Source organism: Agromyces aerolatus, from assembly GCF_031432255.1.
Lineage (GTDB): Bacteria > Actinomycetota > Actinomycetes > Actinomycetales > Microbacteriaceae > Agromyces.
This window is the reverse complement of sequence record NZ_JAVKGQ010000002.1, coordinates 149,683-164,228: the sequence shown is the minus strand read 5'-3', so window position 1 is coordinate 164,228 and position 14,546 is coordinate 149,683. Positions and strand designations below refer to the sequence as shown.

General features: G+C 73.2%; 13 protein-coding genes. 7 read left to right on the top strand and 6 right to left on the bottom strand.

What is annotated here, in order from left to right; translation table 11 throughout:
• Window positions 1-49: 49 nt before the first annotated feature.
• A complete protein-coding gene (locus RH864_RS03695) occupies window positions 50-967 on the bottom strand; it encodes a PHP domain-containing protein (protein WP_310516164.1) in 918 nt (305 codons plus the stop codon).
• Between the two features lie 116 nt (window positions 968-1,083).
• Between RH864_RS03695 and RH864_RS03690 the strand changes: the two genes are divergently transcribed.
• A complete protein-coding gene (locus RH864_RS03690) occupies window positions 1,084-2,118 on the top strand; it encodes an endonuclease/exonuclease/phosphatase family protein (protein WP_310516163.1) in 1,035 nt (344 codons plus the stop codon).
• A 39-nt stretch (window positions 2,119-2,157) separates the two neighbouring features.
• Window positions 2,158-3,735, top strand: a complete 1,578-nt coding sequence (locus RH864_RS03685; protein WP_310516162.1) for an aminopeptidase P family protein — start codon at window positions 2,158-2,160, stop codon at window positions 3,733-3,735.
• Between the two features lie 173 nt (window positions 3,736-3,908).
• Here the strand turns inward: RH864_RS03685 and RH864_RS03680 are convergent, their stop codons facing one another.
• A complete protein-coding gene (locus RH864_RS03680) occupies window positions 3,909-4,565 on the bottom strand; it encodes a general stress protein (protein ID WP_310516161.1) in 657 nt (218 codons plus the stop codon).
• Window positions 4,566-4,632: 67 nt separating this feature from the next.
• On the opposite strand from RH864_RS03680, the gene RH864_RS03675 reads away from it, so the two are divergent.
• The 4 genes from RH864_RS03675 (at window position 4,633) to RH864_RS03660 (ending at window position 8,640) form a co-directional block, all read left to right on the top strand.
• Window positions 4,633-5,967, top strand: a complete 1,335-nt coding sequence (locus tag RH864_RS03675; RefSeq protein ID WP_310516160.1) for a magnesium transporter MgtE N-terminal domain-containing protein — start codon at window positions 4,633-4,635, stop codon at window positions 5,965-5,967.
• Complete coding sequence (locus RH864_RS03670; protein WP_310516159.1) at window positions 5,954-6,490, top strand: DUF1003 domain-containing protein; 537 nt, start codon at window positions 5,954-5,956, stop codon at window positions 6,488-6,490. Before RH864_RS03675 ends, RH864_RS03670 begins: the two co-directional genes overlap by 14 nt.
• Window positions 6,465-7,667, top strand: coding sequence for an Mrp/NBP35 family ATP-binding protein (locus RH864_RS03665; RefSeq protein WP_310516158.1), 1,203 nt, complete (start codon window positions 6,465-6,467; stop codon window positions 7,665-7,667). Before RH864_RS03670 ends, RH864_RS03665 begins: the two co-directional genes overlap by 26 nt.
• A gap of 166 nt (window positions 7,668-7,833) precedes the next feature.
• Window positions 7,834-8,640, top strand: a complete 807-nt coding sequence (locus RH864_RS03660) for a hypothetical protein (RefSeq protein ID WP_310516157.1) — start codon at window positions 7,834-7,836, stop codon at window positions 8,638-8,640.
• 128 nt (window positions 8,641-8,768) lie between these two features.
• On the opposite strand, the gene RH864_RS03655 is transcribed toward RH864_RS03660, so the two are convergent.
• The 3 genes from RH864_RS03655 to RH864_RS03645 form a co-directional block, all read right to left on the bottom strand.
• Window positions 8,769-9,203, bottom strand: a complete 435-nt coding sequence (locus RH864_RS03655) for a VOC family protein (protein ID WP_310516156.1) — start codon at window positions 9,201-9,203, stop codon at window positions 8,769-8,771.
• A gap of 71 nt (window positions 9,204-9,274) precedes the next feature.
• Window positions 9,275-10,867 (bottom strand): pyridoxal phosphate-dependent decarboxylase family protein, encoded by a 1,593-nt coding sequence (locus RH864_RS03650; RefSeq protein ID WP_310516155.1) that lies wholly within the window; start codon window positions 10,865-10,867, stop codon window positions 9,275-9,277.
• Window positions 10,864-12,444 (bottom strand): MFS transporter, encoded by a 1,581-nt coding sequence (locus tag RH864_RS03645; protein ID WP_310516154.1) that lies wholly within the window; start codon window positions 12,442-12,444, stop codon window positions 10,864-10,866. Before RH864_RS03645 ends, RH864_RS03650 begins: the two co-directional genes overlap by 4 nt.
• 78 nt (window positions 12,445-12,522) lie before the next feature.
• Here RH864_RS03645 and RH864_RS03640 point away from each other — a divergent pair, with 78 nt between their 5' ends.
• The gene (locus tag RH864_RS03640) at window positions 12,523-14,073 is read left to right on the top strand and encodes a succinic semialdehyde dehydrogenase (RefSeq protein ID WP_310516153.1); all 1,551 of its coding nucleotides are present in this window, start codon (window positions 12,523-12,525) and stop codon (window positions 14,071-14,073) included.
• Window positions 14,074-14,133: 60 nt separating this feature from the next.
• Here the strand turns inward: RH864_RS03640 and RH864_RS03635 are convergent, their stop codons facing one another.
• Window positions 14,134-14,520, bottom strand: coding sequence for a twin-arginine translocase TatA/TatE family subunit (locus RH864_RS03635; protein ID WP_310516152.1), 387 nt, complete (start codon window positions 14,518-14,520; stop codon window positions 14,134-14,136).
• Window positions 14,521-14,546 lie beyond the last annotated feature (26 nt).

Genomic DNA, 14,546 nt, shown 5'->3' with positions numbered 1-14,546 from the left:
GCCGGCGCGCAACCACCGGGTCTCGATACGCGTGCTCGTCCCTCGCGCGCTACTCGACCAGCGGGGGTGAGGGCAGCACGGGCGAGCTACCGGTGCCCTCCGCGATCAGCCTCGCGACGACCTCGGCGGCGGTGCGGTGCTCGCCGAGGCGGTTGGTCTTGCCTGTGCCGTGGTAGTCGCTCGAGCCGGTGATCTCGAGGCCGTAGCGGGGTGCGAGCTCGCGCAGGCGGGCCTTCGCGTCGGGCAGGTTCTCGGGGTGGTCGACCTCGATGCCGAAGAGCCCGGCGTCGGCCAGCTGCCTGAGCCGGTGCTCGGCGACGATGCGTTCGGCGCCCCGGGTGCCCGGGTGCGCGAGCACCGGCACGCCGCCCGCCGCGCGGATGAGCCGGACGCCCGTCACGGGGTCGGGCGCGTAGTGCGGCTGGGCGTACCCATTGCGGGGATGCAGGATGCCCGCGAACGCCGCCGAACGGTTCGGGACGTGCCCGCGCGCGACGAGCGCGTCGGCGATGTGCGGCCGGCCGATCGTCGCGCCTTCGGCGGTCTGCTCGAGCACGTCGTCCCAGGTGAGGTCGTAGTCGCGCGAGATCCTCCGCACGATCGTCTCCGCGCGCGTGAGCCGCGACTCGCGGATGCGTGCGGTCTCGGCGAGCAGGGTCTCGTCGAACGGGTCGAACAGGTACCCGAGCACGTGCACGCTGACGAATCCGTCGCGGGTCGACAGCTCCATGCCGGGGATGAGCGCGACGCCCGTGCGTTCGACCGCGTCCGCGGCCTCGGCCCAGCCCGTCGTCGCGTCATGGTCGGTGAGGGCGAGCGCGGCGAGCCCGACGTCCGCCGCCTCGGCCATGAGCGTCGCGGGCGTCTCGGTGCCGTCTGACACGTTCGAGTGCACGTGCAGGTCGGCAGCACCCAGGGGCGCTGCGCCCACGGGCGAGGCACCGGCAGGGCTCGAGACGGCGGGCATCTCTCCATGCTATCGACGGCGACCCTCGGCACGCCCCGCCTCGCGGGCCCGCCGCGGCGCATGTCCGCGGCGGCGCACGCGGGAGACTTCCAGCCGCCGTCGTTAGGGTGATCGGGATGTGTGCCCGCCTCCTCGGATGGACCGCCGTGCTGGTGGCCGCCGTCGTCGCCGCCGTCCTGCTCTGGCCGCAGGCCTTCGGGCTTCAGAACCAGTGGATCGCCACGCACGTGGTCGCGCTCCGCGGCACGGCCGCGACCGCGGGTGTCGTGCTCGCCGTGGTCTTCGCGCTGATCGCGATCCCGCGACGCACGCGCTGGTTCGGCATCGCCATGGCCTCGGTGCTCGCGCTGTTCGCGGTCGGCAACGTCGCGGTCCTGTCGGCACGCGGCCTCGGGCAGACGGATGCCTCGCACGCCGCAGCCGACCCGGTCGAGAAGGTGACCGTGCTCGCGTGGAACACGCTCGGCGAGGTGCCCGACGCGCAGACCATCGTCGACCTGGCGCTGCGCGAGGGCGCCGACGTCATCTCGCTCCCCGAGACCACGGCGCCGCTCGGCGAGGAGGTCGCGATCGCGATGCGCGAGGGCGGCCGGCCCATGTGGGTGCACACGCTCGCCTACGACGAGATCGCGAAGGCCCGCTCGACCACGCTGCTCATCAGCCCCGATCTCGGGGACTACGAGGTGAGCTCGGCGGCGTGGCCCGGCCCGCCCGACAATACGAACACGCTCCCGAGCGTGGTGGCCGACCCGGTGAGCGGCGATGGCCCGCGCATCGTCGCGGTGCACGCGGTCGCGCCGATCCGGTGGGAGCTGCGGAACTGGCGGAGCGACCTCGACTGGCTCGCCGAGCAGTGCGCGGGTGAGGACGTCATCCTCGCGGGCGACTTCAACGCGACGCTCGACCACTTCGCGGGGCGCGGGGTGGACGGCGGCGACCTCGGGCGGTGCCACGATGCGGCCCTCGACGGTGGCGCGGCCGGCGTCGGCACCTGGCCGACGGACGTGCCCGAGTTCTTCGGGAGCCCGATCGACCACGTGCTCGCGACGCCGAACTGGAAGGTCTCGACGTTCCGGGTCGTCGGCGAGCTCGATCAGGCCGGCAGCGACCACCGTCCCATCGTGACCACGCTCGTCCGCGCCGGCTCCTGACCTTCGCCGGTCGTGACGGCGGGTGCGAGAATGGACGGCATGTCCGACACTCGTGAGACGACCGCGGCCGCCGTTCCAGCAGAGGGTGCGAGCGAGGCATCCGATCGCACCGCGAACCGGTCGACGACGCCCGGTTCCGACCGCTTCAAGGACTACCTCTCGACCGGCTGGGCCGAACGCGAGGAGCCGCTCCCGTCGGCGCGCCCGCAGGCGGCGTACGCCGCCGCCCGGCGGGCCGCCGTCTCGGCCGCGTTCCCCGGGGTCCGGCTCATCATTCCCGCGGGCGACATGAAGCAGCGCGCCAATGACACCGACTACCCGTTCCGGGCGCACTCGGCGTTCGCGCACCTGACCGGCTGGGGGTCCGACGCCGAGCCCGGCGCCGTGCTCGTGCTCGAGCCGCGCGCGGGCGAGGGTGACGACGGCCACACGGCGACCGTGTACTTCCGTGAGCGCGCGGGCCGCGACTCCGACGAGTTCTACGCCAACCCGGCGATCGGCGAGTTCTGGATCGGTCCCCGGCCCTCGCTCGACCACGTCGCAGCCGACCTCGCCGTCGCGACCCGCGACATCGGCGACTTCGCCGGCGTCGTCGACCACCTCGACACCACCGCGTTGGTCGTCCGCGAGGCGGACCCGGCGGTCACGGAGCGCGTCGACCATGCGCGCATCCGGTTCGCGGCCGAGCAGGCGCTCTCGACGAACGCCGTCGACGCCCCGTTCAGCATCGAGGTCGGCGACGACCATGAGCCGGACGCCGAGCTCGCACGCGTGCTCTCCGAGCTCCGGCTCGTGAAGGACGAGTTCGAGGTCGCCGAGCTGCGCGCCGCGGTCGATGCGACCGCGCGCGGCTTCACCGAGGTGCTCGCCGAGCTCCCCCGCATCGCGTCGGAGGTCCGCGGCGAGCGCGTGATCGAAGGCGTGTTCGCGACCCGCGCGCGGCTCGACGGCAACGACGTCGGGTACGCGTCGATCGCCGCCGCCGGCCCGCACGCGACCATCCTGCACTGGACGCGGAACGACGGGCCCGTGGTCCCCGGTGACCTCGTGCTGCTCGACGCGGGCGTCGAGATGGACAGCTACTACACCGCCGACATCACGCGGACCTTCCCGGTGAACGGCACGTTCTCCGACGTGCAGCGCATGATCTACGAGGCCGTGCGCGAGGCGGCGGATGCCGCGTTCGAGGTCGTGCGCCCCGGTGCCGTGTTCCGCGAGATCCACGCCGCGGCCATGCGCGTGATCGCGATGCGCACCGCCGAGTGGGGTCTGCTCCCGGTCTCGGGCGAGGAGAGCCTCGAACCCGAGAACCAGTTCCACCGGCGGTACATGGTGCACGGCACGAGCCACCACCTCGGCCTCGACGTGCACGACTGCGCGCAGGCGCGCCGCGAGCTCTACCTCGACGGCGTGCTCGAGCCGGGCATGGTGTTCACGATCGAGCCCGGTCTGTACTTCCAGCCCGACGACCTCACCGTGCCCGAGGAGTTCCGCGGGATCGGCGTGCGCATCGAGGACGACATCCTCGTGACCGAGGACGGCGCCGTGAACCTCTCGGCCGGCATCCCCCGCACGGCCGACGAGGTCGAGGCCTGGGTCCGCAGCGCACAGCGCTGACCCATCCGCCCGCTGGTCGAGTAGCGCCGACACGAAGTGGCGACGCCCACCCGCTGGTCGAGTGAGCTACGCGCCAGCGAGCGTATCGAGACCCGATGACCCGCTCTCGAGACCCGGTCACCAGGTCTCGATACGCGTGCTCGTTCCTCGCTCGCTACTCGACCAGCGCGGGGTCAGTCCATCGACGAGGGGTCGTCGGTCGGGGCGGGCAGCCGCTCGCCGTAGCGCGGCGGCTCTGCGGAGGCATCCGTCGCCTGGCCGCGCCGCGCGGCGTCTTGCGCCTCGCCGTACGTGCGCGGCTCGCCCTCGTGCGCCGGCGCGGCCGGCGCCTCGGGCGCGGGTGCGCCGACGCCGAGCACGTCGCGCGCCCGCGCGACGTGCGCGGGGTCGGCGATGATCGCGTAGCGGGTCGCGAGCACCTGCATGACCGACGTGAAGTCGCGCCGGCGCCGGTTGAGCGAGTACGACACCAGCCCGAAGATCATGCCGAAGCCGGCACCGATGAGCACCGCGGCGGCGAGGATGCCGAGCCCGGCGCCGGTCGGCGAGAAGATGAAGAACAGCAGGCCGAGGAACGTGCCGAACCAGGCGCCGGAGAGTGCACCGGCGCCCGCGCCGCGACCCCAGGTCAGTTTGCCCGTGATGCGCTCGACCGACGTGAGGTCGGTGCCGACGATCGCGAGCTCACGCACAGGGAACTCGGCCTTGGCGAGCCGGTCGACCGCCGCCTGCGCCTCCTGGTAGGTCTCGAAGCTCGCGACGGTCTCGCCCTTCGGCAGGGTCGGGAACGCGCGGGCCATGCGGCCTCCGAACGGCGACTGGCTGGTCATCGGTTCATTCTTTCACGGCAGCCCGGCTCTCGGCTCGTTCGGACCCGCTGGGGCTAAGTTGGTAGGCGTGAGCGCCACGAGAGTCTTCGTCGCCCGGCTCGCCGGGAGCGCCGTCTTCGACCCCGCCGGGGATCGGGTCGGCCGGGTTCGCGACGTCCTCGTGGTGTACCGCAAGTCCGATTCGCCGCGCGTCGTCGGGCTGATCGTCGAGATCCCCGGCAAGCGCCGCGTGTTCCTCTCGATCGGTCGTGTCACGTCGATCAGCGGCGGTCAGGTCATCACGACCGGCCTCATCAACCTGCGCCGCTTCGAGCAGCGCGGCGGCGAGGTGCGGCTCATCGCCGAGATGCTCGGGCGCAAGGTCGTCTTCAACGACGGCTCGGGCGGCGCGACGATCGAAGACGTCGCGATCGAGGAGCAGGAGCCCGGCGAGTGGGAGGTCTCCCAGCTCTTCGTGCGCCGGCCGAAGGGCGCGTCGCCGTTCTCGAAGGGCCAGTCCGCCTACGTGACGTGGCGCGAGGTGCGCGAGGCGCAGCCGAAGGGCGGTGAGGCGCAGTCCGCCGAGCAGCTCATCGCGACCTACTCCGAGCTGAAGCCCGCCGACCTCGCGAACACGCTGCTCGACCTGCCGCCGCAGCGACGCCACGAGGTCGCCGAGGAGCTGCCCGACGACCGGCTCGCCGACGTGCTCGAGGAGATGCCGGAGGCCGACCAGGTCGACATCCTCGCGGCGCTCGGCGACGACCGCGCGGCCGACGTCCTCGACCAGATGCAGCCCGACGACGCGGCCGACCTGATCGCGCAGCTGCCCGAGGAGCGCGGCGAGCACCTGCTCGAGCTCATGGAGCCCGAAGAGGCCGAAGACGTGCGGTTCCTGCTCGCCTACGGCCCCGACACCGCGGGCGGGCTCATGACGACCGAGCCGATCATCCTGTCGGCCGACTCGACGGTCGCCGAGGGCCTCGCGATGATCCGGCGGCACGACCTGCCGCCCGCGCTCGGCGCCGCGGTCTGCGTGACGCTTCCGCCGTACGAGCCGCCGACGGGCCGGTTCCTCGGCATGGTGCACTTCCAGCGGATGCTCCGGTATCCGCCGCACGAGCGGCTCGGCTCGCTCACCGATCAGGGCCTCGAGCCCGTGCGCGCCGACACGTCGGCCGCCGAGGTGAGCCGCATCCTCGCGAGCTACGACCTGGTCTCGGTGCCGGTCGTCGACGAGAAGCATCGACTCGTCGGGGTGGTGACCATCGACGACGTCCTCGACTACCTGCTGCCCGATGACTGGCGAAGTCATCCCGACGAGCATGACGAGCTGACCAAGCGCGCGACCGCGCGCGCGCAGCTGGCCACGGGGAGCATCCCCATCCCGCACGGAAGGAGGGCAGGAGATGGCACGCGCTGACGTCGACGACCGGCGATTCGAGACCCCGAAGGGTTTGCGCCGATCCGCGCCCTTCCGCGGATCAGGCGACCGCGACCGGTTCGGCCGGTTCACCGAGTGGGTCGCGCGTGCCATGGGCACGCCGTGGTTCCTGCTCGGGCTCACCCTGTTCGTCATCTTCTGGATGGTGTGGAACACGTTCGCGCCCGAGCCGTGGCGGTTCGACTCGATCGAGCTCGGCTTCATCGCGCTGACGCTCGTGCTCTCGCTGCAGGCGTCGTACGCTGCGCCGCTCATCCTGCTCGCGCAGAACCGGCAGGACGACCGCGACCGGGTGCAGATCGAGCAGGACCGGCAGCGTGCCGAGCGCAACCTCGCCGATACCGAGTACCTCGCGCGTGAGGTCGTGGCCCTTCGGCTCGCGGTGAAGGATCTGGCGTCGAAGGAGTTCATCCGCGCCGAGCTGCGCGCGATCGTCGAGGAGCTCGACCGACGCGACGAGCAGGAGGGCGCCGAGCGTGCCGCATCCGCCCCTGCCACCTGACGAGACCGACCGCGCCGGCGAGCTCGAGCGCGCGGTGCTCGCCGCGCTCGGCGGCGTCATCGACCCCGAGATCCGGAAGCCCATCACCGAGCTCGACATGGTCGCGGGCGTCACGGCCGGCGAGGACGGGCGCGTGCACGTCGGTGTGCGGCTCACGATCGTCGGATGTCCCGCCAGCGACCGCATCGAACGCGACGTGCGCACGGCGGCGGAGTCGGTCGCGGGCGAGGGCAACGCGACCGTCGAGCTGTCGGTCATGACGCCCGAGCAGCGCGCGGCGCTCACCGAACGGCTGCGCGGCGGCCGCGCCGCACGCGGCAACCCGTTCGGTCCGGGCACGCTGACCCGCGTGATCGCGGTCACGAGCGGCAAGGGCGGCGTCGGCAAGTCGACGCTGACCGCGAACCTCGCGGTGGCCCTCGCGGCGCGCGGGCTGTCGGTCGGGCTCGTCGACGCCGACGTGCACGGGTTCTCGATCCCGGGGCTGCTCGGGCTCGTCGACGAGCACGGCAACGCCGCCCGGCCGACGCGCGTCGACGAGATGATCCTGCCGCCCGTCGCCTACGGCGTGAAGGTCATCTCGATCGGCATGTTCGTCGAGCCGACCGAGCCCGGCGGCCGGGCGTCCTCGGTCGCGGTCGCGTGGCGCGGGCCCATGCTGCACCGCACGCTGCAGCAGTTCCTCACCGACGTGTACTTCGGTGACCTCGACGTGCTGCTCGTCGACCTGCCGCCCGGCACCGGCGACGTCGCGATCTCGCTCGGCCAGCTGCTGCCGAACGCCGAGGTCGTCGTGGTCACGACGCCGCAGCCGGCCGCGGCCGACGTCGCCGAGCGCTCGGGCGTCGTGGCGCGGCAGACCGGCCAGCATGTGATCGGCGTGGTCGAGAACATGGCCGCGTTCGCCGGAGCCGACGGCGGACTCGTCGACCTGTTCGGCTCGGGCGGCGGCGAGGAGGTCGCGCGCCGGCTCTCCGAAGGGCAGGAACAGCCCGTGCCGCTGCTCGCGAGCGTGCCGCTCAGCGTCGCGCTGCGCCGCGGCGGCGACGACGGCAGCCCCGTGGTCGTGGCCGAGCCCGACGATCCCGCAGCCCGCGCCATCGAGGAGGTCGCCGCGCGACTCGCGACCCGGTCGCGTTCGCTGCGCGGCCGCCCGCTGGACGTCTCGGTCAGGTAGACGGATGCCTCGGGCCGGCGCGCGTACTCCGCAGGAGCGGCGCGCGCCGCGAGCCGCGGCCGTGCGGGACGCCGCCGGACGAGGGGCGAGGCCTGGGCTGGCGACGCGCACTGCGAGTCGATCGAGACGCGCGACCCGTGCGCTCGCATTCGCCGCCGCGGCGACGGTGACGCTCGCGGGCTGCGGCACGCCGGCCGAGGCGCCGGAGGCGCTGCCCGAGGGCGTGACGGCGAGCGTGCTGCAGACGCGGTCGGACGTGGTCGACGGGCGGCTCGTGGTGCAGATCGACAACGGCACCGACGGCGACCTCACGATCGACCGGCTCGACGTCAGCGCGCCGGGGCTCGAGGACGGCATGGTGCTCGACGGCCCGAAGGAGCTGTCGACCGGCAAGTCGGTGCAGGTGCGGCTCGACCTCGTACCGGTGCGCTGTGACGGCGATGCCGGGCCCGCGACGATCGGCCTCGAGCTGCAGACGGCGACGGGCCCGGCGAGCGGCGCGGTCGAGGCGGGCGACCCGTACGACACGCTCGCGAGGCTGCAGGAGACCGGATGCCTCGCACGCTCCGTCGAGCGGATCGCGACGTTCACCCTGCCCGAGCGGCTCCGCACCGAGGGCACGGGCGAGGCGCAGCGGGCCTGGATCGACATCGCGGTCGAGCCGACCGGTGACGGCGACGGCTCGCTCTCGATCGCGCAGATCCTCGGCACGACGCTGCTCTCGGCCGAAGGCGGTCTGAACTGGCCGTATACGGCCGACATCGCCGCGACCGATCCCCCGACGACCATCGAGCTGCCCGTGCGCCCCGCGCGCTGCGACCAGCACGCCGGCGCCGAGGACAAGCGCGGCACGATCATCCCGCTCGAGATCACCACGAGCGACGGCTGGTCGGGCCTCTACGAGCTCCGCTCGGGCCAGCAGCTCAAGGACGACTTCTTCGCCTACTTCACCGAGCGCTGCGGGCTCGGCTGACCCCGTTGGTCGCGTAGCGAGCGAGGAACGAGCACGCGTATCGAGACCCGGTGGTCGCGTGCCGACGCAGGCGTGCGAGGTCTCGATACGCTCGCCGGCGCTCGCTACTCGACCAACGGGCGGCGGCGTCAGGGGGTGAGCTGCTGGGCGAGCATGACCAGGATGCCGCTGGGGCCGCGGAGGTACGTGAGCCGGTAGACGCCCTGGTAGTTCGCGACGCCGCGAAGCGGATGACAGCCGTGCTTCGCGGCGATCTCGAGCGCGGCGTCGAGGTCGTCGACCGAGAACGCGACGCGGTGCATGCCGATCTCGTTCGGGAGCGTCGGCTCGGTCTCGATCGCGTCGGGGTGCAGGTACTCGAAGAGCTCGAGCTGACCCTGACCTCCCGGCGTCTCGAGCACCGCGATCCTCGCGTGATTGCCGTCGAGACCGACGGCCGTGTCCGCCCACTCGCCGCTGATCGTGTCCCGGCCGAGCACCGTGAGCCCGAGATCGGTGAAGAAGGCGATCGTCGCGTCGAGGTCGCGCACGGCGATCCCGACGTTCTCCAACTTGATGACCATGCGCGCATGCTACCCCTGGCTGTCGGTCGAGTAGCGAGCGACGGATGGGGTGCTCCTCCGTCGCTCAGCGGCTACCGTGGTTCGACGACCCGGGCGAGCAGCTCGATGAGGAGCGGCTCGGCGAGCTCCGGCGGCAGGGTCTCCATGAGCGCGAGCACGGGCGCGAGCTGGGCGGGCAGCGCGCCACCCCCACTGGCGAGCAGGCCGAAGCTGCGCAAGAGTTCGGCCGCGGCGTCGGCGCTCAAGGTCGCCGCCGCGCCTGAGAGCCCCGCACCTGACAGCCCCGCACCGAGCAGCCCGGCACCGGCCGGGCCCGGGCCCAGCAGGTCCGCGCCGAGCACGTCGCCCGTCGCGTCGGTGAGCTGCCCGTCGGCGCCCGCGAGCGCGGCGAGCACGACGGCACCGTCGACGGGCGGGATGCCGCGCACCTCGTCGGCGGCGCGCACGAGCGCGGGCACGAGCTCGTCGAGCACTGCGTCGGTCACGGGCGTCACGGTGAGGTGCGCCGTCCGCGGCAGCGGTCCGCCGCCCTTCTGGCGGAGGCCGGGCTGCAGTTGCAGCCGCCAGCCGGCGGCGGTCGCGGCATCCGCCCAGTGATGCGGGTCGACGCGCCGGCCGGGAGGCATCCGCTCATCGCTCGCGACCGCCAGCAGCGGACCGGTGGGCTCGCCGACCACCCGAAGCCCCTCGATGCCGTCGACCGCCGCGACCAGCGCCGCGGTCGCGTGCGCCGCGCGCGCGGTGAGCCGCCGGAAGCCCTCGACGCCGAGCGCCTCGATGATCGCCCAGGCCGCGGCGAGCGGCCCGGCGGGCTTCGAGCCCGTCATGGTCGGGTTCACCACGGGATACCCCGGCCACCGCGTGATCGCGAAATACTGCCGGCGCTGCCGGTCGCGGCCGCGCGTGAGCAGCACCGACACGCCCTTCGGCGCGTACCCGTACTTGTGCAGATCGGCCGACACACTCGTGACGCCGGGCACGCGCAGATCCCACGGCGGCAGCGGTTCGGGCCAGAACGCGAGCGCGAACCCGCCGATGCACGCGTCGACGTGCACGGCGATCCCCGCTTCCGCGGCGAGCGCGGCCACCTCGGCGATCGAATCGAGCGTCGCGAACGGGTACGACGGCGCGCTCACGACGACGAGCGCCACATCGGAGCCGAGCCGCCACGCGAACTCGGCGGCCTCCGGCCGGCCCGTGACCGGGTCGACCGGCACGAGGTCGAGTGCGAGCCCGAAGTAGTGCGCCGCCTTGTGGAACGCCGCGTGCGCGGTCACCGGCGCGACGAGCCTTGGCTGCCCGGTGCCGCCGGCCGCGACCCACGCATCGCGCGCGGTCTTCACGGCGAGCAGGCAGCTCTCCGTGCCGCCCGAGGTCACCGAGCCGACCACGTCGGCGTCGCCACCGAGCGCGGTGCGCGCGAACCCGACGACGCGCGACTCGAGCGCGGCGACCGAGGTGAACGTCGTGGGGTCCAGGCCGTTCACGGGTTGCACGAGTCGCGCCGCGTCCGCCGCGAGCTCGTCGAGCTCGGCGAGCCCCGAGTCGTACACATACGAGAGCACGCGGCCGCCGTGCGTCGGCGCATCGGCGGCGCGCAGCTCGCGCAGCTCGGCGAGGATGTCGGATGCCTCGCGGCGGAACCCGTCGGTCGCATCGTTCATCGGGCGTACTCCGTCGTGTCGTCGGGTGTCGGGTCGTCGGGCTTCGGATCGTCGGGGGTCGGATCCTCGGGCGCCGTGTCGTCAGGCGCCTGGTCGTCGGGCGCCTGGTCGTCGGGCGCGGCGTCGTCGGGCGCGGCTTCCGGCATCGCTGCGAGCGCGTCGATGTCGGACCGGCGCAGCGAGTAGCGCTGCAGCACCCCGAGGCTCGCCAGGACGAGCAGGGCGGGCAGCAGGCTGAAGCTCAGCACGATGCCGACGATCGCAGCGGTGCCCTGCTCGACGACCGCCGACCCCGCCGAGGACACGTATCCGGTCGCGGCGAGCACGACCGTGAGCAGCGTCGACCCGAGCGCCATGCCCGCCGTCTCCCCCGCGGTCCAGACTCCGCTGAAGCTCCCGGCCCGGTCGGCGCCGTGCCGGGCGGCGTCGTACGAGATCACATCGGGCAGCATCGCCATGGGCAGCGACTGCATGCCCGCGTACGCGGCGCCGGCGATCGCGACCGGCACATAGACCCACGGTCCGGGCCAGAGCAGCAGCAGGACGAGGCTGAACGCGGCGACCGCGAACAGGCCGCTCGCGATCGCGAAGCCGCGCTCCTTGCCGAGGCGACGGGCGACCAGCGCCCAGAGCGGCGCGCAGGCGAGCGCCGGTGCGATCAACGCCACGAACAGCAGCGTGACCGCGCCCTCCGAGCGCAGCACCCACGTGGCCACGTACTGCGCACCCGCGAGCATGCCGCCCGTCGCGAGCCCCTGCAGCACGAACGCGCCGAGCAGCGCACGGAACGGCGCGCTCCGCGCGAGCGCGGCGAAGCCTTCGCGGTAGCCGTCGCGGAGGCGGCCTCCGGGAACCGGCATGCCAGGGGCATCCGCCCCGACCGAGGCATCCGGCACGCCCGAGGCATCCGGCCCGACCGAGGCATCCGCCCTCGAAGACGCGCCGCGCACGACGCGGCGCCCCGCCGTCGTCGCCGCGACCAGCATGCCGAGGCCGATGAGCACGCCGGCGACGAGCGCCATGACGAGATATCCGATGTGCTCGTCGGCGAACGCGCCGCGGATCTCGGGGCCGCCCGCACCGAATAGCAGGATCGCGAACGTGAGCACGACGACGCGCCAGGTGAGCAGGCGCGTGCGCTCGTCGTAGCCGGGCGTGAGCTCGGCCGGCAATGCGAGGTACGGCACCTGGAACGCGCTGAACGCGGTCGCCGTCGCGAGGAACGCGACCGCGACCCACACGGCGGATGCCTCGGGCGCGAGCCCGGCGGGCACCGCGAACGTGAGCACGAAGCCGACGGGCAGGGTCACCGCACCTGCGAGCATCCAGGTGCGGCGAGTGCCCGTGCGGGCGAGCGCCCGATCGCTGCGCTGGCCGATGAACGGGTCGATCAGGACGTCCCACACCTTCGCCGCGGTCACGACCAGGCCGGCGACGATGGCGGCCACGCCGAGCGTGTCGGTGAGGTAGTAGACGAGCACGAGGCCGGGCAGCGTCGCGAACCCGCCGGTGCCGATCGAGCCGATCGCGTACCTGGCCACGGCACTGCGCCGGAGGGAACGCTCCGTTGCGGTCATGCACGCAGTGTACTGGCGCCCCGCGACCGGAGTGGGTCATGTGACCCAGATACCGGGCCGCTGACCTAGACTGTGGCCATGCGAGCCCAGACGGCCTCCCCCGACCTGTGCGCGAGCCTCGCCGACGACGTCGTCGCGTCGGGCTCGGAGACCATCGCCGTGCCGTCCCCCCGCACCGGCGAGCCGCACCACGACCTGCCGCGCTCGAGCGCCGGCGACGTGCGCGACGCGGTCGCGCGAGCGCGGCTCGCGCAGGTCGCCTGGGCCCGCGCTGGGTTCGCACACCGGCGACGCGTGCTGCTGCGCGCACACGACCAGCTGCTCGAGCGCGTGGACCTGCTGCTCGACCTGATCCAGATCGAGAGCGGGAAGACCCGCGGCCAGGCGCTCGAAGAGGTCTACCAGGCCGCTTCGGTCACGCGGTACAACGCGCTCGAGGCGCACCGGGTGCTCAGCGGGCGACGCGCCCGAAGCGGCCTGCCGCTGCTCGTCTCGACGCGCGTGAAGTTCCGGCCGAAGGGCGTCGCGGGCGTCATCACGCCCTGGAACTATGCGCTGAGCCTCGCCGCGATGGACGTCGTGCCGGCGCTCGCCGCTGGCTGCGCCGTCGTGCAGAAGGCCGACGATCAGGGCGCGCTGTCGATGCTCGCGCTCCGCCGCGCGTTCATCGATGCCGGGGTCCCCGAGTCGCTGTGGGCCGTGGTCGCCGGCGAGGCATCCGAAGTCGGCGAAGCCGTCACCGACGAGGTCGACTTCGTGTGCTTCACCGGGTCGACCGCGACCGGCCGGCGCATCGCCGAGAAGGCCGGACGCCGGCTCGTGGGCGCGTCGCTCGAGCTCGGCGGCAAGAACGCGATGCTCGTGCTCGACGACGTCGACCCCGAGCAGGCCGCCGCCGACGCGGCCTACGCGTGCTTCGCCGCCATGGGTCAGCTGTGCGTCTCGATCGAGCGCATCTACGTCCACCGCCGCATCGCCGGTCCGTTCATCGCCGCGCTCGTCGATCGACTGGGATCCGCGCGCATCGGGACCGCGCTCGACTACTCGACCGACTACGGTTCGCTCGCGAGCGCGGCGCAGCTCGAGCGCGTGCGCGCACACCTCGACGACGCGCTCGAGCACGGTGCGACCGTGCTCGTCGGCGGCGATCCGCGACCCGAGGCCGGCCCGTGGGCGTTCGCCCCCACCGTGCTCACCGGGGTCACGCCCGCGATGCGGGTCTTCGGCGAGGAGACGTTCGGCGCGATCGCCTCGCTCTACATCGTGGACAGCGATGAGGAGGCCGTGCTCGCCGCGAACGCGAGCGAGTACGGGCTGAATGCGTCGGTGCTCACGCGATCGCCGAGCCGCGCGCGTCGCATCGCCGACGCGCTCGCGGCCGGCAGCGTCAACATCGGCGAGGGATACCGCGGATCGTTCGCCTCGGTCGCCGCACCCATGGGCGGCATCAAGGCGTCGGGCCTCGGGCGGCGGAACGGCCCCGAGGGGCTGCGCCGGTTCGTCGACCCCGTGACCGTGTCGCGCGTGACGGGCGTCATGCAGCTGCCGCGTACGGGGCAGGAGTTCCAGGCCCTGGCCGGACCGTTCCTGCTGCTCGCGCGCGTGCTGCGGGCCATCCGGCGCGCCTGAGCCGCCCGGCGCGTCGCACGGCAGGCGGGCAGGCGGCCCCGCGGGCCGACAGTACGCGCGCTACGTCGCCTCGGAGTCGAACGGCGCGGACTCGTCCGCCCCCAGCGGCTCTCGTGACCGTTTGCGCTGCAGGTACGCCGAATCCGGGTTCACCGAGCGCGTCACGGCCGGCTTCTCGGGCTCGGCGAACGGATCGGCGTCGGACAGCGCCTCGCGGATGATCCGCCGCGGGTCGTACTGGCGCGGGTCGAGCTTCTTCCAGTCGACGTCGTCGAAGTCCGGGCCCATCTCCTCGCGCATGCGGTCCTTCGCGCCGTTGGCGAGATCGCGTACCGACCGGACGAGCTGCCCGAGCTTCCCGGCGTAGTACGGCAGGCGTTCGGGTCCGAGCAGGAAGACGGCGATCACCCCGATGATGAGGAGCTTCTCGAACGTCAGACCGAACACCCTCCCACCATAAACCGCGATGAGGC

Excerpts from the sequence above, each read along its gene's own strand:
- RH864_RS03695 (WP_310516164.1), bottom strand. The coding sequence starts at position 967 with ATGCCCGCCGTCTCGAGCCCTGCCGGTGCCTCGCCCGTGGGCGCAGCG.
- RH864_RS03690 (WP_310516163.1), top strand. The coding sequence starts at position 1,084 with ATGTGTGCCCGCCTCCTCGGATGGACCGCCGTGCTGGTGGCCGCCGTC.
- RH864_RS03685 (WP_310516162.1), top strand. The coding sequence starts at position 2,158 with ATGTCCGACACTCGTGAGACGACCGCGGCCGCCGTTCCAGCAGAGGGT.
- RH864_RS03680 (WP_310516161.1), bottom strand. The coding sequence starts at position 4,565 with ATGACCAGCCAGTCGCCGTTCGGAGGCCGCATGGCCCGCGCGTTCCCG.
- RH864_RS03670 (WP_310516159.1), top strand. The coding sequence starts at position 5,954 with ATGGCACGCGCTGACGTCGACGACCGGCGATTCGAGACCCCGAAGGGT.
- RH864_RS03655 (WP_310516156.1), bottom strand. The coding sequence starts at position 9,203 with ATGGTCATCAAGTTGGAGAACGTCGGGATCGCCGTGCGCGACCTCGAC.
- RH864_RS03650 (WP_310516155.1), bottom strand. The coding sequence starts at position 10,867 with ATGAACGATGCGACCGACGGGTTCCGCCGCGAGGCATCCGACATCCTC.
- RH864_RS03645 (WP_310516154.1), bottom strand. The coding sequence starts at position 12,444 with ATGACCGCAACGGAGCGTTCCCTCCGGCGCAGTGCCGTGGCCAGGTAC.
- RH864_RS03640 (WP_310516153.1), top strand. The coding sequence starts at position 12,523 with ATGCGAGCCCAGACGGCCTCCCCCGACCTGTGCGCGAGCCTCGCCGAC.